At 43.8% G+C, this 20,847-nt stretch carries 18 protein-coding genes and 2 pseudogenes; 7 read left to right on the top strand and 13 right to left on the bottom strand.

Features of this window, described 5'->3' with window-relative positions; all coding sequences use genetic code 11:
- Positions 1-15 precede the first annotated feature (15 nt).
- Together J5O05_RS06365 and trmL are read right to left on the bottom strand one after the other, a co-directional pair.
- A complete protein-coding gene (locus J5O05_RS06365; RefSeq protein WP_208844071.1) occupies positions 16-3,810 on the bottom strand; it encodes a sensor domain-containing protein in 3,795 nt (1,264 codons plus the stop codon).
- Positions 3,811-3,891: 81 nt separating this feature from the next.
- Positions 3,892-4,356: a tRNA (uridine(34)/cytosine(34)/5-carboxymethylaminomethyluridine(34)-2'-O)-methyltransferase TrmL gene (gene trmL / locus J5O05_RS06360; RefSeq protein WP_208844070.1), complete on the bottom strand. Its 465-nt coding sequence runs from the start codon at positions 4,354-4,356 to the stop codon at positions 3,892-3,894.
- A 151-nt stretch (positions 4,357-4,507) separates the two neighbouring features.
- On the opposite strand from trmL, the gene J5O05_RS06355 reads away from it, so the two are divergent.
- Positions 4,508-5,404 carry a cation diffusion facilitator family transporter gene (locus J5O05_RS06355; RefSeq protein WP_208844069.1) on the top strand — a complete coding sequence of 299 codons (897 nt, stop codon included), beginning with the start codon at positions 4,508-4,510 and terminating at the stop codon, positions 5,402-5,404.
- Here J5O05_RS06355 and J5O05_RS06350 read toward each other — a convergent pair.
- The 3 genes from J5O05_RS06350 to J5O05_RS06340 form a co-directional block, all read right to left on the bottom strand.
- Positions 5,359-6,330, bottom strand: a complete 972-nt coding sequence (locus J5O05_RS06350) for an alpha/beta fold hydrolase (RefSeq protein WP_208844068.1) — start codon at positions 6,328-6,330, stop codon at positions 5,359-5,361. The two genes, J5O05_RS06355 and J5O05_RS06350, sit on opposite strands and share 46 nt — an antisense overlap.
- Before the next feature lie 5 nt (positions 6,331-6,335).
- The gene (locus J5O05_RS06345) at positions 6,336-7,622 is read right to left on the bottom strand and encodes an ATP-binding protein (RefSeq protein WP_208844067.1); all 1,287 of its coding nucleotides are present in this window, start codon (positions 7,620-7,622) and stop codon (positions 6,336-6,338) included.
- A gap of 86 nt (positions 7,623-7,708) precedes the next feature.
- Positions 7,709-8,401 (bottom strand): response regulator transcription factor, encoded by a 693-nt coding sequence (locus tag J5O05_RS06340; RefSeq protein WP_208844066.1) that lies wholly within the window; start codon positions 8,399-8,401, stop codon positions 7,709-7,711.
- 150 nt (positions 8,402-8,551) lie between these two features.
- Between J5O05_RS06340 and J5O05_RS06335 the strand changes: the two genes are divergently transcribed.
- The 3 genes from J5O05_RS06335 (at position 8,552) to J5O05_RS21735 (ending at position 10,919) form a co-directional block, all read left to right on the top strand.
- Complete coding sequence (locus J5O05_RS06335; RefSeq protein WP_208844065.1) at positions 8,552-9,001, top strand: Spy/CpxP family protein refolding chaperone; 450 nt, start codon at positions 8,552-8,554, stop codon at positions 8,999-9,001.
- 111 nt (positions 9,002-9,112) lie between these two features.
- A complete protein-coding gene (locus J5O05_RS06330) occupies positions 9,113-10,537 on the top strand; it encodes a sensor histidine kinase (protein WP_244369882.1) in 1,425 nt (474 codons plus the stop codon).
- Complete coding sequence (locus J5O05_RS21735; protein WP_244369880.1) at positions 10,506-10,919, top strand: sensor histidine kinase; 414 nt, start codon at positions 10,506-10,508, stop codon at positions 10,917-10,919. Before J5O05_RS06330 ends, J5O05_RS21735 begins: the two co-directional genes overlap by 32 nt.
- Before the next feature lie 90 nt (positions 10,920-11,009).
- On the opposite strand, the pseudogene J5O05_RS06325 reads toward J5O05_RS21735, so the two are convergent.
- The 7 genes and pseudogenes from J5O05_RS06325 to J5O05_RS06295 form a co-directional block, all read right to left on the bottom strand.
- Positions 11,010-12,847: pseudogene (locus tag J5O05_RS06325) on the bottom strand (DUF885 domain-containing protein).
- Positions 12,848-12,887: 40 nt separating this feature from the next.
- A complete protein-coding gene (gene hemW / locus J5O05_RS06320; RefSeq protein ID WP_208844064.1) occupies positions 12,888-14,024 on the bottom strand; it encodes a radical SAM family heme chaperone HemW in 1,137 nt (378 codons plus the stop codon).
- Positions 14,021-14,614 carry an XTP/dITP diphosphatase gene (locus J5O05_RS06315; RefSeq protein ID WP_208844063.1) on the bottom strand — a complete coding sequence of 198 codons (594 nt, stop codon included), beginning with the start codon at positions 14,612-14,614 and terminating at the stop codon, positions 14,021-14,023. The genes hemW and J5O05_RS06315 overlap by 4 nt, the downstream gene beginning before the upstream one ends.
- Positions 14,615-14,616: 2 nt before the next feature.
- A complete protein-coding gene (locus tag J5O05_RS06310) occupies positions 14,617-15,033 on the bottom strand; it encodes a DUF4426 domain-containing protein (RefSeq protein WP_244369958.1) in 417 nt (138 codons plus the stop codon).
- Between the two features lie 112 nt (positions 15,034-15,145).
- Positions 15,146-15,680: pseudogene (locus tag J5O05_RS06305) on the bottom strand (YggT family protein).
- Positions 15,681-15,689: 9 nt separating this feature from the next.
- Positions 15,690-16,511 (bottom strand): pyrroline-5-carboxylate reductase, encoded by an 822-nt coding sequence (gene proC, locus J5O05_RS06300; RefSeq protein WP_208844061.1) that lies wholly within the window; start codon positions 16,509-16,511, stop codon positions 15,690-15,692.
- 14 nt (positions 16,512-16,525) lie between these two features.
- Positions 16,526-17,209, bottom strand: a complete 684-nt coding sequence (locus J5O05_RS06295) for a YggS family pyridoxal phosphate-dependent enzyme (RefSeq protein WP_208844060.1) — start codon at positions 17,207-17,209, stop codon at positions 16,526-16,528.
- Positions 17,210-17,238: 29 nt separating this feature from the next.
- Here J5O05_RS06295 and J5O05_RS06290 point away from each other — a divergent pair, with 29 nt between their 5' ends.
- The 3 genes from J5O05_RS06290 to J5O05_RS06280 are packed head-to-tail and all read left to right on the top strand — an operon-like array spanning position 17,239 to position 20,298.
- Entirely contained in the window at positions 17,239-18,285 is a 1,047-nt protein-coding gene (locus tag J5O05_RS06290; RefSeq protein ID WP_208844059.1) for a type IV pilus twitching motility protein PilT, read from the top strand.
- Between the two features lie 11 nt (positions 18,286-18,296).
- Complete coding sequence (locus tag J5O05_RS06285; RefSeq protein WP_208844058.1) at positions 18,297-19,421, top strand: PilT/PilU family type 4a pilus ATPase; 1,125 nt, start codon at positions 18,297-18,299, stop codon at positions 19,419-19,421.
- Positions 19,402-20,298, top strand: coding sequence for a hypothetical protein (locus tag J5O05_RS06280; RefSeq protein WP_244369878.1), 897 nt, complete (start codon positions 19,402-19,404; stop codon positions 20,296-20,298). The genes J5O05_RS06285 and J5O05_RS06280 overlap by 20 nt, the downstream gene beginning before the upstream one ends.
- Here J5O05_RS06280 and ruvX read toward each other — a convergent pair whose 3' ends face one another.
- Positions 20,299-20,751, bottom strand: coding sequence for a Holliday junction resolvase RuvX (gene ruvX, locus J5O05_RS06275; protein WP_208844057.1), 453 nt, complete (start codon positions 20,749-20,751; stop codon positions 20,299-20,301).
- Positions 20,752-20,847 lie beyond the last annotated feature (96 nt).

Here is a 20,847-nt window from a genome sequence, read left to right as displayed (position 1 = left end):
ACTAAGTAGATTAGGCTAAGTGTTGCTTAGCTTAATCTGCTGTTGTACTTTAATATCTTCCAAAAGACGAAGTGCTGCATCTGACATCAGTGGTTTTGAATAATAGTAACCTTGCAATATGTTACAACCCATAATGCTTAAAAGATAAGCCTGTTCTTCTGTTTCGACCCCCTCCGCGACCACTTCCATATTTAAGTATTTTGCTAATCTAATGATCGTCGACGTGATATTTCTATCTTGTTCCCCATTGACGATATCTAAGATAAAGGATCTATCGATTTTGAGTACATCGATAGGGAAATTCTTCAGTTGACCCAGTGAAGAGTGTCCAGTGCCAAAATCATCCAGTGCGATGGTAAAGCCCAGTGATTTGAGCGTTCTCATTTGCCTCAATGCAAGTTCAGGGTTATCCATCATCGCACTTTCAGTAATTTCTAACTCAATGTTCTGGGCTGGCACTGCATACTCTTTGAGTAACTGAGAGAGCGTGTCAACTAAACTTGGGTTTTGAAAATGAAGGGCTGAAATATTAATTGCCACTCGTCCAAAAACCAGTTCTTGCTTTATCCATTGTTGAACGGTAGCAAACACCTGTACAAGTAGGGTGTCGGTGAGTTTGATAATCGTACCGTTGCTTTCCGCGAGTGGAATAAACTCATTCGGTGGTACGCTGCTGCCATCGGTTTGCGGCCAGCGAGCCAAAGCCTCAAAGCCACTTAACTCATTGCCATTGCCATTGCCACTATATTTTGGTTGGTACACGAGAATAAACTCGTTATTTTCTATACCTTTGAGCAATGCACTTTCTTGAGTAAGCACTTTAGGGTCAAGGCTATGTAATGTGCTATCAAAGAACTGAAAGCGATTCTGACCTTGTGATTTTGCATGACTTAAAGCACTGTCTGCCGCACGCAATAGGTGCTCAGTATCGTGGCCGTTATCAGGGTACACGGCAAGTCCGCAAGACGCAGAAATAGTCGTCTCGACGTCATTATGAATGAACGGTCGTGTAAAGGACTTGAGAATGGTATCTGCGAGTTTTTTGGCAAAGAAAATGGTCATACCTGAATAAAGGTATGGAGGCACTAGTATTGCGAACTCATCACTACTAAAACGCGCAATCGTATAGCCCTTATCTAGACATGTTTGCAGTCGAGTCGCAATGTCTTTAAGTAGAAAATCTCCCGCCTGATGTCCAAGTAAATCATTAATTTTTCTAAAATTGTCAATGTCGACTAAAATCACCAGTAAGGATGGGAAAGTGTCGTTGCAACTTGAAATTGCTTGGGTGCACGATTCCATGAAGAGATTTCTATTGGGTAAACCTGTAATTGCATCTCGAGTGGATAGAGTTAAAAGTGCTTCTTCATTATCTTTTCTTGATGTGATGTCTGAAAATACCCCTAAGTAATAGAATTGTGCTTTCTCTCGTTTTTTTAGCGCGAGCTTTGTCACAGCTAAATCCAGCGCCATTTTCTGTCCGTTTGCGCCAAGCATCCACAACTCACCACTCCAATGACCGGTGCTTTGTACTTCTCTTGCTATGTAGCTTTCTAATTGCCTGTTCCTACCGGTTTTAGTTTTAATTTTCGGGCGTTTACCAATTACATTGTCCGGTTTAAACCCTGTGACTTGGCAGTAGGCATCATTAACTTCAACGATCTTAAATTGTTCATCAGCAAGCCAAATAGCATCTTTCGAATGGCTCATGAGTGCTTGAGCAAATTCGTTGTGCCGTTTGAGTTGCTGTCTGGACCATAACCAAGCGATGGCCATTACCCCGCCAATCAGCATCATGATAACTAGGCTGGGCCAAGGTAAACTTGATGCTAAACTCGATTTAAGATGCAAATAGAGTGGCGCTGTAGAGCTACCATCATTGCCCATAATTTTAATGGTAGAGTATGCATGAGCGGGGAAATGGATTTGGTTTTCAGGGCTGCTAACTGGCTTCCATGGGCCGTTATCAAAACTCACTTGATATTGGCAGGTATCACAGCCACTGAGCCAAATCGTTACGGTGTCAGCCAATGTGGGTATAACAATGTTGTCGGTTGGACGCCAAATATGAGTTTCTCCGGTCAAATCGTTGCTTAGAGCTGTGTTGGTTTGAGAAAAACGAACATGGCTTACGAACCACTCGCGTGTTGTGGATGGGGCATAGCTGCCGAGTAAGAATAGGTGGCTCTCTCTGAGCATTAGCACTTTGTCGCGATAGGATGCCATCGCAAAATGTTCGAACGGTGGTTCTAATTCATCAACTTGATACGCATCAGGAGCAAAGCTCTGAGAGCTAATGGGTAAATGTAAATGCGCAATGTGAATGTCCCCAACAAGCCATACCCCTTGCCGTGAAGCTTTAATTGTTCGGACTCCAAAGTCGGTGACTTTTCGAGACCTTTCTACGTTGAATTGATCGCTAAGATCAACGCTCCAAACTCCTGTTTTTGTGCCTACGAGTAATTTGTCCGTCGAATAGGCATAGACTGACGTCACAAGTGCTATTTCAGGAGGCAAAGCAATGGGCGAAATAACGTTAGTTACTTCATTGAGTTTAAGAAGTTGGCCATTCGAAACAAAGGCTGACAAGTTTTGCGTTAGAGTGGTAACGTCTTGCACTATGGTGTTAGGTAACTCAACTAAAATTTCTTGCTGTTGGAAATTGTAAAGCCAAGCACCTTTTTCGCTTACGAGCCAAATAGTGTCTCCACCACTGTAAAAAAGATGAGTAATATCGGTTTTATCTGAAAATAAGGTAAAGCTGCCTTGCTGCGCTGAAAACCAATAAACCCCAGAGTTGCTAGCAACGGCCCAGCGGTCAGAACGCAGATACACAAAGTCAAAGACGGAGCGTGTTTTTTTAAATTCTTGGAAATCCTCAAGCCCTTTGTTAAGCACGCGATTTTGTGGCTCATTGGAAATGGTTGGATCATCACTTGCTTTGAACGAATAGGGGGTGAGTGTCGGTATAATCCATTGTCCAGTGCGATTCTGCGCCCAAAGATCTCTCCCTACAGCTAAGGTATTTGCATAAAATGATGGCCAGCGAGAGATTGTTTGTTGAAATGGCGGAGAAAGTTCCGTTCTTGTCAGCGCGCCGTGCTTGACCGAATAAAGGGCTTTGTTGAAATAAGATAGATGATTAATGCCCGTTAATCCCAAGTAATCGATGCGAGTATCGTGAACTAAAAATACCTCGTTAGATTCATTGATTACAGCAACTCCTAATGGCGTTGCAGTAATCTGTTTAACTGCCCACGGTAATTGCTGAAGTAATTGTGCTTGTTTATTCTCTGACCATTGCCAAAGCTGACCTGATTTCGTTAAACCAAAGAAAAGGCCATCTACGCTTGCCCATCGTTGAAGAGGCTCAACAATCGGGACTCTGATAGGTTTTTCTTTGTCAGTTCTAAATAGGTTGCTGTTTAACAGATAGCCTACATGGGCCTCATCAAGACGCTGTAGTTGTTCAACAGCATGGTGTGTGATTGGTTCTAATTCATCCGAGTAGAGATCCAGCCTGAGTAAGACTTCAGGCATTGAAAAATAAAGGTATTGTTCCGTCGCGACCAATTGAGAAACATTATCTAAATGAATTTTTGTCAGTTGTTTTGAGGGGTAAGCGAATTGATGTTTTCCGTCACTTTTGAATAGCTGGCCTGAGTGAATAAACCAGAAAATGTTTTTGTGGTCGACAGTAATATTTTGGCTATGGGCTGGAAAGGTAAGGTAGTTTTGTTGTGCGAAGGTCGGGCTGAAAAAGCCAAATAAGATTAGGTAAAAATAAAAGTAACGCGCAATGCTCCGCATAGATTAGCCAGTTTAACTTCCTTGGTAACAATAAAGCCTAGTCAATGCTAGGCTTTTTTACAAAATAGAAACTGTAAAAATTTATTGCGCGTTTGGAAAGCCCAATTGTCGCCAAGATTCGTAAACAAACACGGCGACTGCATTGGATAGATTCATGCTGCGGCTATTCGGACACATTGGAATACGTACGCGGTGTTCCTCGGGCAATGAGAAAATTAAGTCTTCTGGTAAGCCCCGAGATTCAGGGCCGAAGAGTAAACAATCCCCAGCCTGATAATCTGGCTCGTGGTGGAAACGTTTTCCCTTGGTTGTACAGGCAAAAATACGTTTGGGCTGGCGAGCCGCCAAGTAGTCTTCTAAACAAGCATGACGTTGCACATCCGTAAATTCATGGTAATCAAGACCTGCTCGGCGTACACGTTTGTCATCCCATTCGAATCCAAGCGGTTCAATCAGGTGAAGTGCATAACCGGTGTTGGCACATAAACGAATTATATTTCCCGTATTTGGCGGGATCTCTGGCTCATAGAGAACGATATCTAACATGGATAACCCCAAATCTGTTGCAGCTGGCAGTATACCGAATCCCTTTTCAGCTTAATAGGTTTGCGTTGTGTTACTATCCTATTGTCCACGCTAGTCAATTGGAGTCTGAACTCTTACACTAGAGCGTAAAAGAGCAAAAATGAGAAGCGGAATGAGTAACAAATATCGACGTTTAGTGCGTCTTGCAGGCTACGCAACCATGAGTTTGGTCAGCTTGATGATCCTAACAAAAATTTGGGCTTGGGTGAGTTCTGGCAGCGCAGCAATGCTTGGCAGTTTGACGGACTCCTTACTCGATATTAGTGCATCGCTCATGAGTTTCATGATTTTAGGGTATGCGCTTCGACCAGCGGATGACGATCATCGATTTGGGCACGGAAAAGCGGAAGCGCTTGCGGGACTTGGGCAAGCGGCCTTTATTGCTGGGAGTGCCTGTTTGCTGGCGTTCCATGCTTTTGAACGTGGTTTAAACCCCGTGGCTATCAAACATTCACAAACGGCGATTATTGTCAGCCTTTTTGCCATTGTCTGCACCTTAGCTTTGGTTGCTGTGCAATATTATGTTGTTAAGCACACTAAATCGATTGCAATTAAAGCCGATTCAGTTCATTACAAAGGTGATATTTTGCTGAATCTAGCTGTACTGGCTGCGATTATTCTAAGCGACATGGGATACATGATTGCAGATCCTATTTTTGCGGCATTGGTATCGTGTTATCTGTTGTATAACGGATTTGAGATAGCAAAAGAAAGTGCTGATCATTTGATGGATAAAGAATTACCTGACGATGAAAAAGAGGCCATCTTGCGCATCGCGACAGAGCATGAGCAAGTATTTGGTGTGCACGACCTCAGAACACGGCAAAGTGGAAAAATGAAATTTATTCAACTCCACCTTGAATTACCTAAAGACTTACCGCTTTGGCATGCTCATCAAATCGCGGTAGAGGTAATGCGTGCCATCGAAGCCGCATTCCCTGACGAAATGGACGTACTAATCCATCAAGACCCTGTATCTTCAGAACATACCGTCGCAGCAAACGAATAGAATCGCGTCATAACCTCAGTGCGAATTACATCTTGCTCAAAGAGTAGTTCGTGCTTCGCGTTTGGTACTGAATGAACGCTCGTATTTGGCCAGCGAGCAGTGATACATGGATGACTTTTGCTGTTGACGATGGTGTCTTCTTGAGCGCTGACGATGTGGATGGGTAAGGTCAGTGTTAACTCCGCTATCTTTGCCATCGCCTCAAGAGCGGCGGATAACCAACCATAGCTAATGCCGCCAAGCTGTAATTGAGGATGCAGGCGATAAAGTGCGCGGAAATTTTCGTAGCGTATTTGGCTGTGCGACAACTCGTTTAACTCAAACGCAACAGGAGCATAGGGGCCTTGGCCTAAAGCGTATGATTTGGCAAGGCCCAGCTTGCACATAGCTATAGCGAGGTACTTGACTAGCCACATGGGTTTTCCATGGGTGTGTATTGCAAACATTGGCGCCGATAGAAAGGCGGCCTTACAGTGTTTTGGGTATTGCGCTAAAAATAGACTCGCAATAGCACCGCCCATCGAATGTGCGAGCATGATAATGTTGTCTTTGAAAGGCTGCATCGCCTCATGCGCGAAAAATTGAGCAAGGCAATCAACATAGTCTTGAAAGTCGTCAATGTAGCCAAGGTGCGGGTCTTGAGATAAGCGACTTGAGCTTCCCTGTCCTAAATGGTCTAACGTAAATACCGCATACCCATTTTGGTATAACTCCCAAAGCAACTCTTGGTATTTATGTGCAGCCTCAATACGTCCTTGGCAAACAAATACGGCGTGTTTGGCATGCTTGGGGATGGCATAGGCGTAAAAACAATGTAAGCCCTTTTTAACGGGAATTGTGCCCTTTTGCATTGAATTCCAAAACGAGGCGATTGACGAGGTATTCTGCGCCAACGCGGCTTCTGTGCTAAGAAAAGGAGTCGTCATAAATGCTAAGTTGTTTTATCGATGTATTTTGAATTCAAAGGCACGGTAATCGTTGCCGTAAGACCATGTGGATTTGCTTGAGATAAAATTAATTCACCTTTGTGGGCCAACACAGCACGATGTGCAATAGCAAGTCCAAGACCAATGCCACCACTGTCTCGACTTCGAGACTCCGAGGTACGATAGAACGGTTCGCAGAGCTTTTGTAAAACCTCTTCGCTGGCACCTGGTCCATCATCCGTGATCATGATAACCAAATTCTCGTTTTGCGTGATAGCGGTAAATTCAATTTGATGATTAGCGTACTTTATTGCGTTGCGAATGATATTTTCAACTGCGCTGCTAAATAAAATAGAATCGCAGTTTACTTCAAGTGATTCTGGACAGTTCACTGAAAGTGTTTTATTGGCGGATTGCGCCTCAAAACTGGCATCAGCTAAGACATCATGCAATACACTGCGCAGGCTTTGCACCGAAAATTCGAGCATTTGGTTTTGCCCTTCCAATCTCGATAAGGTCAGTACATTTTGCAGCATTTCTTCCAAGCTGTTCGCTTCTTTGACAATGCGCTGTAAATACTTTGTTTGCTGCTCATTTAAACCTGATTCGAGTAGGCCGCACGCTAATAGCAAACGTGTCAATGGCGAACGAAGTTCGTGAGAGACGTCACCAAGCAGCCGCTTCTGAGTGGTCATACTGTCTTCGATGCGCTGCGCCATGTCATTGAATTCGTTGCTGAGCTGCGCAAGTTCAAATTGAGGGCGTGACTTGTGCCGTACTCGAGCTGAAAGTTTTCCTCGTGCAAATTCCTTCGCTGCCACAGTCAGAACTTGGATAGGTTTTGTTAGGCGTAAACTAAACCACCAACTAAACAGCACGCTCGGCAACAAGATAGCAATTAACTTTTCCCACCACGGCATAATCCGCATTCGGATCCAAAAAGGGGGTTCCCGATGAGGCATGATTTGATACAACTGGTATGTGGTCTCGCCAACATGAATGGCGGCAGGACCTTGCGCGCTAAACCGTTCAGTGACATACAAAATTGGCTCTGCAGGCGTATCATAGTAAAGCTGAGATAAATCAAGCCGTTGAACATTTGGACGAGAGCTCAGACTTTTATCAATATCCGGGTGGCTCAAGTACAGCCAACGATGTTTCGCGTAGGATGTGGTTTCTAGTAATTTAGCTAACTTCTCTTCTGAGCCGTCGGCCTTACGCTCCATATTTTTGGCCAAATGTTCTAGGTTATCAACAATGTGAGGAGGAAGAGGGCGAGTGCGGAGGCTCATCAGAATGGAGTGTGCCAAAGGCCGCAATCAAAAGGACCATGGATAAAATGGTCAGCCAAAACCATAAAAATACTTGTAAGGATAAGTTACGCATCATCACCCAACGTTAAAACATAGCCAACACCACGAACAGTTTGAATGGGGTTATGAGTACCCGTTTGAATTTTCTTCCTTAAATTACTGACATGCATATCAATTGAACGGTCAAAAGGCGCTAAGCGTCGACCCAGCACATGAACCGAGATATCTTGTTTACTGACAATTTGCCCTGGTTTTTGCAACAACATATGAAGGATTTCAAACTCAGTGCCTGTGACGATGATTTGATTGTCATGGCAAAGGACACTTCGCGACATTAAATCCATGCTAAGGTGGCTTACTTGCAGCTTTTGGTTCAACGTACTCGGTTGCTGACAGAACTCCACTCTGCGAGTAATAGCGCGGATGCGAGCAACAAGCTCTCGATGATTAAAGGGTTTAGGTATGTAGTCGTCGGCACCTAATTCAAGACCAAAGATCCGATCAAAATCATCGCCTTTCGCGGTGAGCATGATAACTGGGGTTAAAATGTGAGTACGTAACGCCTTGAGTACTTCAAACCCGTCCATTTCAGGAAGCATGACGTCGAGTAAAATGACATCAAACGATTCCTTTTTGGCTACTTGTAAGCCTTCTTTACCATTATTACAAACGGACACATCGAATCCTTGCTGAGTTAAATATTCACTCAATAATTCAGTCAGTTCGATGTCGTCATCGATAAGCAGAAGTGAGGCCATACGGTCATCCTAATGGAGTCTTGATTGGAAGCAGTTTACCTCGTTGACAGCAAAATGGCATAACTTTACACAGTCTTTACATTGCTTTGCGCTACTTTGCGAGCGGCTTGTTAAGCTTAAATACAACACAAACACAGAAGGTGAGTTGAGATGAATGCAAAGAAAGTGATGTTGGCCGTTTTAGTGGGTGTTGGTTTAACGATGGCGCAAGGCGCAGTGGCAAAGCCGGAACGTGGTGGACCGGATGCGTTCTTGTTACAACCACGCTTGGCTGAAAAATTGGGCCTAAGTGACGAACAAAAAGCGCAAATCAAAAAGATTTTTGAAGACAACAAAACAGTACGAGATTCATTGGGCGGTGACCGTCGTGTCCATGCTGAGCAATTTAAAGCGTTAATGAATAGCCCGACATTTGACGAGGCAAAAGCTCGAGCGATTTTGGAAGGTGAGCAATCAGAGCGTTTAGAAATGCATATTCAACAGTTAAAAGCACGTCATCAGGTATTGCAAGTTTTAACGCAAGAACAGCGTGATAAATTGCAAGAGCTTCACCAAATGCGCGCCGAAAAACGCCAAAAAGGCCATCGACACGAAGGCTAAGCTATTGAACTTTAGAGATTAGAGAGGCTGCATTTGCAGCCTTTTTTGTTGTTTAGAATGGAGAAACAGTCAGGCTCAGCTACGCTTATTGGGGGAAGATAGGAGTTGGGCGTGAAATTAAAACAGTCTTTAATTTTTTTTAAATCAGCAGCACTCGCTGGTATTTTGGTTATCACTGTCGGTTGCGTTTTAATTTACGAACAGATGGCTAAAAATGCCACGATGACGAGAAAAATGGATATGCTGCAAAACAGCATCAATCAGCTTGTAGATCAAGAAGCAGCCTTTATCACTGATAGAACACTGCATGGCGGCGTGGCAGAGATAAAACCGTTAGTCGGGGCTTATTCACTTCAACAACAGAGCTTACTCAGTGAAATTGAATCTATTCCATACTTGTTCGAGCGACTCCAAGCGCTTGATAAAAGTGTGCATGAATTTGCAATGGTGTACGAGCAAATGGTGTCATTACAAGCTCTGGTGGGATTTGATCAACAAAGTGGACGCTATGGGCGATTTCGGGATGCGGCACACGCATTGCAACGAGAAAGCGAACACAGCAATGACTTGCGCCTTACAACCTTAATTTTAGAGTTACGTCGTCGGGAAAAAGATTTTCTGTTGCGATTCGACTCGGTCTATTTGCAAATGCATGAAAAGTTGATCGAGGAAACAAGTACGTACGTCAGTAAACTTGGACAATCTAAAGAGACTCTGCAACCTTTACTTGTTACATATAAACAAAACTTTGATACCTACGTAGAAATTTTACAAAAGCAAGGACTGACGCCCAATCAAGGACTTCGAGGTGAAAGCAAATTGGCTCAGCAAGCTATGCGTTTGCAACTCTCCGCCTTATCTGAAGTACTTATTCAACATTCACAGTTGGAAACTGAGCGCTTAATTTGGTGGGTTTTACTGCTGATGGTGGTGATAACGACCGCAAATTACGCTTTGCTCAATTACCTCAATGGGCGAATCTCAAACGATATTTTAGCCATCAATAAAACACTGTTTAAAGTGACTAAAAATGAAGACTTTTCACTTAGAATTGACAGTAAAGGGAATGATGAAATCGCCCAAATATCGCATCAATTAGATGAGTTGCTTGAATTTATTGAAACGCTATTATCGCGACTCAGCGCCGCACAACAGCGTTTGATCGAAGAAGCCAAAATGGCGGGACTTGGCAATATGGTCAGTGGTTTTGCGCACGAGTTGAACACGCCGCTCGGCATTGCAATTACCAGTCACTCGCATTTAAAAAGCAAAATGGAAACGTTGCGTGAAGACTTTGACAGCGGAAAGTTGAAAAAGCATACGCTAAGTGAACTAATCAGTGAAGCTGAAGCTGCAATGACGTTACTTGAAAACAACTTGATGAAAACGGCGAATTTGATCGATGATTTTAAAGAGGTCGCCGTACATCAGCGACAAGACTGCAAATCTGAATTTAGCCTAAAAAGTTTAATCAAAGGGGTACTCGATTGCTACGAAAGCGAGCTTGTTGGATCCCGAGTATGTCGTAACACTTGAAATCCCAGATAATCTTTACTTATTTAGCTATCCGAGTGCGTTCAACCAGATATTCCGATACACCATCAACAACTGTATCAAACATGCCAAAATTGAGGGGAAACCATTAGCCATTACGCTCAGCGCGAAGGTGGTCAACGATTATATTCATTTGTATTGCAAAGATGATGGGCACGGGATAAGTAAAGATTTACTGCCTTTGGTGTTTGAACCCTTTGTTACGAGTAAACGAAATCAGGGGGGAACCGGACTCGGACTTAGCGTGACTTACAACTTAGTCACGCAAAAGCTAGAAGGTGAAATCAAAATGCAAAGCTTGCCACAAGGGGGGGTCTGCATTCACATTATTCTCCCAAACACGACGTTTAACCTTAAGGACTAGAGTGCTCGGTTGGCTTGGCATGACGTTTAAAAAAAACAAAAACCGCGGTCATGACCGCGGTTTTGCATTAGCGTAATTCAAAGTGTTGAATTATGCTTTTTTCTTCGCAACCCATTCATTCACGAAGTTTTCAAGTACGTTTAATGGCACTGGACCATTTTTAAGTACTACGTCATGGAATTCACGAATATCAAACTTGTTACCAAGTTCTTTTTTCGCAGCTTCACGAAGTTCTAGGATCTTAAGCATACCAATTTTATACGCCGTTGCTTGTGATGGCATGACAATGTGACGCTCAACCATTTTCACTGCATCAGATTTTGCGTTCGGTGTATTGTTTACGTAGAAATCGATACCTTGCTCACGCGTCCACTTCATTGCGTGAATACCGGTATCAACAACTAGACGACATGCACGCCATAGTTCCATTGAAAGGCGACCAAAATCAGAATACGGATCAGCATACAGGCCCATTTCTTTAGGTACTAGCTCAGAATATAAACCCCAACCTTCGATGTAAGCTGTGTAGCCACCGAACTTACGGAACTTAGGCATGTTATCTAGCTCTTGAGCAATCGCGATTTGCATGTGGTGGCCCGGAATACCTTCGTGGTAAGCCAATGCTTCCATTTGGTACGTTGGCATCGCATCCATAGCGTACAGGTTTGCATAGTAGATACCAGGACGCGAACCATCTGGTGCTGGTTGCTCATAGAAGGCTTTACCGGCAGCTTTCTCGCGGAACGCTTCTACGCGTTTCACAAGTAAGTCAGCTTTAGGCTTAACAATAAATAGCTCGTCGAGGCGTGACTTCATGTTGTCGATGATCGCCGTCGCATCCGCTAAGTATTTTGCTTTACCTTCTTCTGTGTCAGGTAAGTAGAATTGCTTGTCAGTCTTCATGAATTCCATAAAGGCTTTCAAGTCGCCTTTGAAGCCAACTTTATCTTTGATTGCCGTCATTTCTTCGTGAATGCGCTTCACTTCTGAAAGACCAATTTCATGGATTTCTTTTGCCGTTAGCTTGGTTGTTGTTGTGCGCTCGAGTGCAACATTGTAGTACTCTTCACCATCAGGGAATTTCCATGCACCATCACGAGTGTCTGCACGTTTTTCAAGCTGCTGAACGTAGCCAATTAATTTTGTGTATGCAGGTTTTACTGCCGCTTTTAGCGCGTCATTTGCTTTTGCAATTAGCGCTGCTTTTTCGTCGTCAGCAATTTCTAAAGCGTTAACTTTACGTTTGAAATCAGCAAGTAGTGTCGAGTCTTCACCTTTTTCAAACGGCGCGCCTTTAATGATATTTTTGCTTGATTCCACTACGTGCGGGAATACAAATTTTGGCGCGATAATACCTTTGTTTGCGCGTGTTTCTAAGTCATCAATTAGTTGGTCGAATACCGCTGGAATACCATTAAGACGAGCGATATACGCTTCAGCATCTTTTACGTCACTGATTTGGTGCTGGTTAATAAGAAATGCCGGTACACTTGAGTGCGTGCCATACATTTGATTGACTGGATAACCATGGAAACGCCATTTGAAGTCGTCAATTTCTTCTTCTAGGTTTTGCTTGAACAAGTCGTAACTTACTTGTGTTTGAGCGTCTAGCTTGCTGCGATCGATTGCTAAAAGTGCCACAAGATCTTTCTTGTTCAGCTCTAAGTCTTCTAAACGGCGCGCTTCTGTATCGTCATCCCATTTATCATAGTCTTGTTTAATGCCCATGTAAGTTTGGTAAATTGGGCTACGCATTACGCGCGCATAAACGACTCTTCAAAAAGCGCATTGGCTTTTTCTACTTCACTTTGAACAACTTGTTGTGTGTTCGCAACGGTTGGAGCTTTTGCTGTCGACTCGCTTGTCGTTTGACAGCCCGCTAATAGCGCTGCGCTAACTGCTGCAGCGAGAAAGGTGAGTTTACGCATTGTTTTACCCTTGTTGTTATTTGCCAACTTGGCCATGTTTTTAAACCATTGATTCTAGCAGGTCATTCAAATATCTGTGGCCCTTAATTGTAACCAACCATGAATGACCAATGTCTTCGAGCAATTCCTTTTTTATCGCATCGTCAATGAGCGGTTGAACAGATTCGAGTGCCAACCCAGTAAAGTCTTCGAAATCCTGTTTTGGACAGGCTTCTTGTAGACGAAAACGGTTCATAAAAAATTCAAATGGCCGCTCTTCCTCACTGACATCCCACGTCGAATCCATGTAGGGTTTCGTGAGATCCATGTAGCCACGAGGATGTTTAACTTTTACGGTTCGTACAATTCGGTTATCGTCTGGCAAGGTTATTTTGCCGTGTGCACCACACCCAATGCCTAAATAGTCGCCAAATCGCCAATAATTTAGGTTATGCTGACACTGAAATCCCTTCTTCGAATAGCCTGAAATTTCATATTGCTCGTAACCGTGTTCAGCAAGAAGTTGCTGACCCTGCTCTTGAATATCCCACAATATATCGTCTTCTGGTAAAACGGGTGGTTTTGAGGCGAATTGCGTGTTTGGCTCGATAGTTAGCTGATACCACGACAAATGAGGGGGATTAAGTGCAATAGCCTCTCGCAGGTCAGATAGTGCGTCGTCGAGCGTTTGATTTGGCAAACCGTGCATTAAATCAAGGTTAAAGCTATTTAACCCAGCTTGTTCAGCTTCATGTGCTGCATTGACGGCCTCTTGTTCATCATGAATCCGGCCTAGAGCCTTAAGCTTATCGCTTTGCATGCTTTGTACACCAATCGAAATTCGATTAATGCCCGCTGTGACGTAATGTTTGAAACGATCTTTTTCTACGGTACCTGGGTTTGCTTCGAGGGTTATTTCAATGTTGGGTTCGAAGCCTATTAAGCGCTCAATTTCGCTCAATAGGGTATCGTAAGCTTTACCCGACAGCAGACTCGGCGTGCCCCCGCCAACGAATATACTGTGTATTTTACGCCCTTGTACTAAGTGAAGATCTTGCTGCAAATCGGCCAGTAAGTGCTGGACGTATTCCGTTTCAGGGATAGTGCCTTTTTGACCGTGGCTGTTAAAGTCGCAATAAGGGCATTTTTGAACACACCACGGAACATGGATATAAAGACTCAGAGGAGGTAATTTCACGACATTACCTTGAGCTTTTCAGCTAATTGTTTAAGAGCTTGACCACGATGACTAATGGCATTTTTTTGCACTTTGCTCAAGTCTGCTGCCGTGCAATCCAATGATGGCACATAAAATACGGGGTCATAACCAAAGCCACCATGGCCATTGGGGGTGAGGCTTATCTCGCCTTCCCAACTGGCTTGGCAAATCACAGGTGTTGGGTCGTCGGCATGTTTCATGAAAACCAATACACACCAAAAACGTGCACTTCTAGAAGGGTTATCGCCCAATTCTTGCAACAGCTTTGCGATGTTGTCGGCATCGCTTGCGTCATCGCCCGCAAAGCGAGCTGAATACACACCAGGCGCGCCATTTAAGGCATCTACTTCCAAACCTGAATCGTCGGCAACAGCGGGTAATCCGGTAATTTTGGCTGCATGTCGAGCTTTAATAATGGCATTTTCAACAAACGTCGTGCCAGTTTCGGCCACTTCAGGCACGTCAAATGTGCTTTGAGGTAACACTTCGATATTGAATGCGTCTAGCATGCTTGCTAGCTCTTTTACTTTGCCTTGGTTACCCGTAGCCAGAACAAGTTGTTTAATCATGATTATTGCGCGTAAAACTTTTGTTGAAATTTAAGAGTCTGTTCTTGGTTATCTTGACGAATGGTGATGTCAAAACGATAGATCTCTTCGTTGTAAAAATCCATTTGCGCAAGGTAATAAATCGCGTCACCTTCGACGACTTCTTTGAATTCAAGCGTCGGGCCATTGCCAATAAGGTTTTTCGCAGTACCGCTAATTTGCACGTGTTGCGCAGGTGTTCCTTCACGATTTTTTAAAACAGAAATGTTGATAATCGCTTTTTTCTCATCGCGCGTAAGCCCGTAGGCTTTGGCGATAGCGGGTTGAATGAAGGTGGAAGGGAACGCGATGTAATGTACTTGCCAATCACCGAGTAACTTATATTGACCACCTTTAGCGTCGCCATCAGCGGCCATGACGGTCGGTGCGATGGCAACCATTAACCCCAATACTAGCGTTCGAAATAGTGCTTTCATGATTTATCTCTTTTTTGTAAAAATGGCGCTTATCGCGCCAATTTATACCAATCTCGTTTTGCGTCGATTGGTCGTGTTAGCGTAGCAAATCCATAGCCAGAATTTGCAAAAACTGCATACCGATTAGCAAGACTAAAATCGACAAGTCGAGTCCTCCAATAGGTGGGATCACTTTACGAATAGGTCGTAACATGGAGCTCTGTGAGTTGATCAAAAACGGCGGCAATTGGGTTATATCCTTGCGCAACCCAACTTAAAATAGCGCGAATAATGAGCACCCAAAATATTAGGTTGAATGCTTCTTTGAGCATGGTAATTAATCCACCAAGCGAGGCCTGTTGAGCATCCCACATGCCATAAAACATCAACATGAGCGCTGACATTTTACCGACGCCAACGAGATAGGCTAATAAAAGAGACGCTAAATCAACGCCGCCCAAGCCAGGAATAATTTTTCTCAGTGGGTTCACAGCAAATGCTGTCGCTTTAACCACAAATTGGCTCAATGGGTTGTAAAAATCGGCGCGTGCCCATTGCAACCAAAAGCGCAAAAGCACAACCATTAGGAATAAATCAAAAACAATTCCGACTATAAACTGCAGTGCATTCATAAAGGATCCTTAAAGTTCCTGTTCCATCTCTTTTGCACGAGCAATACATGCATCCATCGCATCAGAGGTTATTTTATTAATATGGTTTGCTTTGTATGTTTCAATAGCTGCGTGCGTTGTTCCACCTTTTGACGTTACATTTGCGCGTAACTGTTCAAGGCTTATCGCTTGTTGGTCGCAGGCCATCATTGCGGCACCGAGTGCGGTTTGCTCTACCAATTGTCTTGCCTGAACAGCTGAAAAGCCGAGTTCTAGAGCTTTCGCTTCAATTGTTTCCATAAACAGGAAGAAATAGGCGGGAGACGAACCGGTAACCGCGATAATGTCATTGATTTTTTGCTCTTCATCAAGCCAGACAACGATACCTGTGGAGCTAAAAACTTGCTCAATAAGGGTTTGTTCATCGACGCTTACATCAGCAGCGAATAGCCCCGACACGCCTTTTCCAAGTAAAGACGGTGTATTAGGCATACAGCGTACCAAGCGCACAGGATGACCGAGCATTTCTCGAAGTCGCGTAACGGTAATGCCAGCGGCGACTGAAACAAATAATTTGTTTTTAAAATCAATTCCAGATGCTTGGATTGTTTGGCATAACTCCGCCATCATTTGCGGCTTAACGGAAAGGACGATTACCTCCGCTTGAGCAATTGCATCTAAATTATTCGTTGTTGTTTGAACACCAAAATCGGCAGAGACTTTTGCGAGTTTTTCTTCATTCCGGTTCGTAGCTATTATGTGCTGAGCATCGAAGCCACTTTTTACCATGCCACCGATGATGGCGTAGCTCATGTTGCCGGTGCCGATGAAAGCGATTGTTTTATTTGCCATAGTCTGCTTTTACCTCACTGTCGTTGACCGAAGATATCCGTGCCAATCCTCACCATAGTGGAGCCAGCTTGAACTGCTTGTTCCAAATCACCACTCATGCCCATGGATAGGGTATCGACTTCAGGATATTGGACTCTTAGTGTATCAAAGCATTGACGCATTTGCTGGAAATAATTCAATTGCTTATTTTTATCATCAGTGAGTTCAGTAATGGTCATTAAACCGCGTAAAGTGAGTTTTTCCGCACTTGCAATGAACTTAGCTAGCGAAGCGATTTCATCAGGCATACATCCCGATTTGGCTGGATCTGAACTAATATTAACTTGTATCAAAACCTGAAGCGCGGGCATGCCGAGAGGACGTTGTTCGTCTAAGCGTTTGGCTATCTTTTCTCGGTCTACGCTTTGTACCCAATGAAAATGCTCGGCAATGGGGCGCGACTTATTTGATTGAATCGGGCCGATAAAGTGCCATTCCATATCTGGCGTGTTGGCGAAATACTGAACTTTTTCAATTGCTTCTTGGACATAAGATTCTCCGAAGCAGCGTTGGCCGTAATCATACGCCGCTTGAATCGATTCAATGGGCTTGGTTTTTGATACGGCAAGAAGCCTAACTGGATGAGGGTACGAAGATTTTTCCGCTGCATCCTGAAGTCTTTGATAGGCGGAATTCAGTCGTTCTGCTATTGTAACCATATTATTATCAGCTCGTATTGGAGTCTTAAATGGATATTACCGAATTATTAGCCTTTAGTGTGCAACACAAAGCGTCTGATTTACACCTTTCTTCAGGTGTGTCGCCGATGATCCGAGTTGATGGCGACGTCAGGCGCATTAATATCCCTGTGCTTGAAGCTAAAGACGTCAATAGTCTCGTGTATGACATCATGAATGATAACCAGCGCAGAGACTATGAGCAAAATCTTGAGGTGGATTTTTCATTTGAAGTACCTAACCTTGCTCGTTTTCGTGTGAATGCGTTCAATTCAAATCGTGGTCCTGCTGCGGTATTTCGTACGATTCCAAGTGAAGTGTTGACGTTGGATGATTTAGGTGCGCCCGATATTTTCAGAAAAATCTCTGAAAATCCAAGAGGTTTGGTGCTTGTAACCGGACCGACAGGTTCCGGTAAATCAACAACGCTGGCCGCAATGGTGGACTATATAAACCAAAATAAACACCACCATATTTTAACCATCGAAGACCCAATTGAATTTGTTCACCAAAACAAGCTCAGTCTTATTAACCAGCGTGAAGTGCATCGCGACACACACTCGTTTTCGGCGGCTCTGCGCAGCGCACTACGTGAAGATCCTGATGTCATTCTGGTGGGTGAATTACGGGATCTAGAAACCATACGTCTTGCGATGACCGCGGCGGAAACTGGCCACTTGGTGTTTGGTACGCTTCATACAACGTCTGCACCAAAAACGGTTGACCGTATTATCGACGTATTCCCAGGTGAAGAAAAAGACATGGTTCGTTCTATGTTATCCGAATCATTGCAAGCCGTTATCTCACAAACCTTGGTGAAAAAATCCGGCGGTGGTCGTGTTGCTGCGCATGAAATCATGTTAGGTATTCCTGCCATCCGAAACTTAATCCGTGAAGATAAAATCGCACAAATGTATTCGGCTATCCAAACCGGTGCTTCGCATGGCATGCAGACGATGGATCAGTGCCTCATGAATTTGGTGAATCGTGGCATTATTTCACAGCAAGAAGCTCGAACTAAAGCGCACGATAAAAATCAGTTTGGTTACGGGATGTAGGAGATACTGAGATGTCATCACCACTAGAACCTTATTTACATATGATGGTTGAGCGTAAAGCATCGGACATGTTTGTTTCTGCGGGACTACCTATCAGTGCAAAAATTGATGGCGATTTGCAGCCTCTAGACGACGTTGAAATCAGTCCCGAGCGGGCGCTTCAGTTTGTTGAATCAGTAATGAGTGAAGCACAAAAAAGTGAGTTTCATACGACTAAAGAATGTAACTTTGCAATTGCAAACGATGAAGGGCGTTTTCGTATTTCAGCGTTTTGGCAACGAGACTGTGCTGGGATGGTTATTCGTCGAATCGTGACACAGATTCCAGATGTCGCTGACTTAAAACTGCCTTCGGTACTTACCGACGTGATCATGATGAAACGTGGTCTAGTGTTGTTCGTGGGTGGTACAGGAACGGGTAAATCTACGTCACTTGCCGCGCTCATCGGTTATCGAAATCGTAATCAACGTGGGCACATTCTGACAATCGAAGACCCCATTGAGTTTGTGCATACGCACAAGAAAAGTATGATTACGCAACGGGAAGTTGGTATTGATACCGACAGTTTTGAAGCCGCGTTGAAAAGCTCATTGCGTCAAGCGCCAGATGTTATTCTCATTGGTGAAATTCGTTCTCAAGAAACAATGGAATACGCGTTAAGTTTTGCGGAAACCGGGCATTTATGCGTCGCAACATTGCACGCGAACAATGCGAACCAAGCGATTGACCGTATTATGCACTTAGTGCCAAAAGAGAAACATGACAAGCTTAAATACGATTTAGCGTTGAACTTGCGCGCGATTGTCGCTCAGCAGTTGATCCCAACGTCGGATGGCGAAGGCCGTGTTGCAGCCATTGAAGTCATGTTGAATTCGCCATTAGTCGCCGAGTTGATTAAGAAAGGCGATGTTGGCTCTATCAAAGAAGTGATGGCTAAATCCAAAGAGCAAGGCATGCAAACGTTTGACCAAGCTTTGTTCGAACTATATCGAACACAACAAATCAACTACGCGGATGCGCTTCATCATGCAGACTCGCCAAACGACTTACGTTTGATGATTAAACTTCAAAATAATGAGCAAAAGGGAGCTGGCTTCTTGCAAGGTGTCACCGTAGATGGTTTGGGTAAAGATTAAACCTGTTACGCGATTGCTCCAATGGGTTGTGCTGGTGGCCTTATGGCTACCCGCTATACCTTATGTCTACGCCACAGAATCTGTGGAAATGTTTATCCGCGATGATGTGTATGAAGACTATCTTCGATTTCTCAATGGTCGCTCTCCCTTAGACGTTGATAATTTTAAAGGGCATTACATCCGTCGTGATGTTGTCGATATGATCATCGTACAGCAAGCGCTCATGCTGGGGGGATATAAAAAGACATTTCAATACCGACCAGGCAAAGTGAATTTCCGCAATACTCGGTTATTAGAACAAGGCAAGTTGCTGCTCAGTTTTGATAGCTATTGGTTAGCAGACGCAAAAGCGCTGGCCGATAAATTGTTTATTAGTGCTCCGGTGATACGAAAAGGAGAATACTTTGCAGGAATTTACGCAAATCCAACGAACGAAAAGGTGAAAACCCTATCCCGAATCGAAGATTTTGAGAAATTGACCGCTGTTTCAACTCCTCGTTGGCGTACGGATTGGCAAACGTTAACTGGATTACCTTTAAAAGAGTTGTTTATCGAACATGAATGGCTCGCGCAGGCTCAAATGGTTCATCGTCAATGGGCCGATTTTATGATGATGCCACTCATGCCAAGCCTCGATAATGCTTATCAACTTGAAGATATTCGCCTTGTGGCGCATCCAAAATTTATTCTAGAGTTGGATGGGAGTCGACATTTTGTGGTGTCCAAAAATCACCCTGAAGGCGAAAGAGCGTATCAAGCGATAGAAAAAGGGTTGTCAGTATTACGTGCACAAGGGCGAATTAAAAAAGCCTACGAGCAAGCAGGCTTTATTCCAGATTTAACCCGTTATACGGTTATCAATCCGCACTCAAAGTGATTAAACATCACCCCATTGTTGTTCGAAATAGCTTTCTAAAATGATCACTGCGGCCATACCGTCAATGTTGTCTTTGGCCAAGTTCCGATAGCCACCTTGTTCGAATAAGCGAGCTTTTGCATCGGTTGTGGTTAACCTTTCATCATGCGTCTCTACTGGCTTTCGAGTCAGGTTATGTACTCGATTTGCAAATTTTTTCGCTGCAAATGTTACCTGCTGATTGGTGCCATCCATATTCAATGGTAAGCCGACAATGATTAGATCGGGTTGCCATTCGTTAACTAATTTCTCTAAGGCATTCCAATCAGGTATTCCATCACGAGCTTTTAATGCCCCTAAACTGGATGCTGTACCTGTAATTTCCTGACCAATGGCAACACCAATGCTTTTTGTGCCGAAATCAAAGCCCATTACGGCGCGCTGTCCCGCGGGGGTAGTTGTTTTTTTGTTCATAGGTCTGTTTTGCAAACTCGAGAAAAGGGTAAAAGTAACAATTAAACGACGACATTACGTCATTTCAGAAAGTTCTTCTGAACACGCATTCTAGCT

Source organism: Pseudoalteromonas xiamenensis (assembly GCF_017638925.1).
Lineage (GTDB): Bacteria > Pseudomonadota > Gammaproteobacteria > Enterobacterales > Alteromonadaceae > Pseudoalteromonas > Pseudoalteromonas xiamenensis.
Note: the sequence above shows the minus strand (reverse complement) of the source record. Positions and strands in the feature narration are given on the sequence as shown.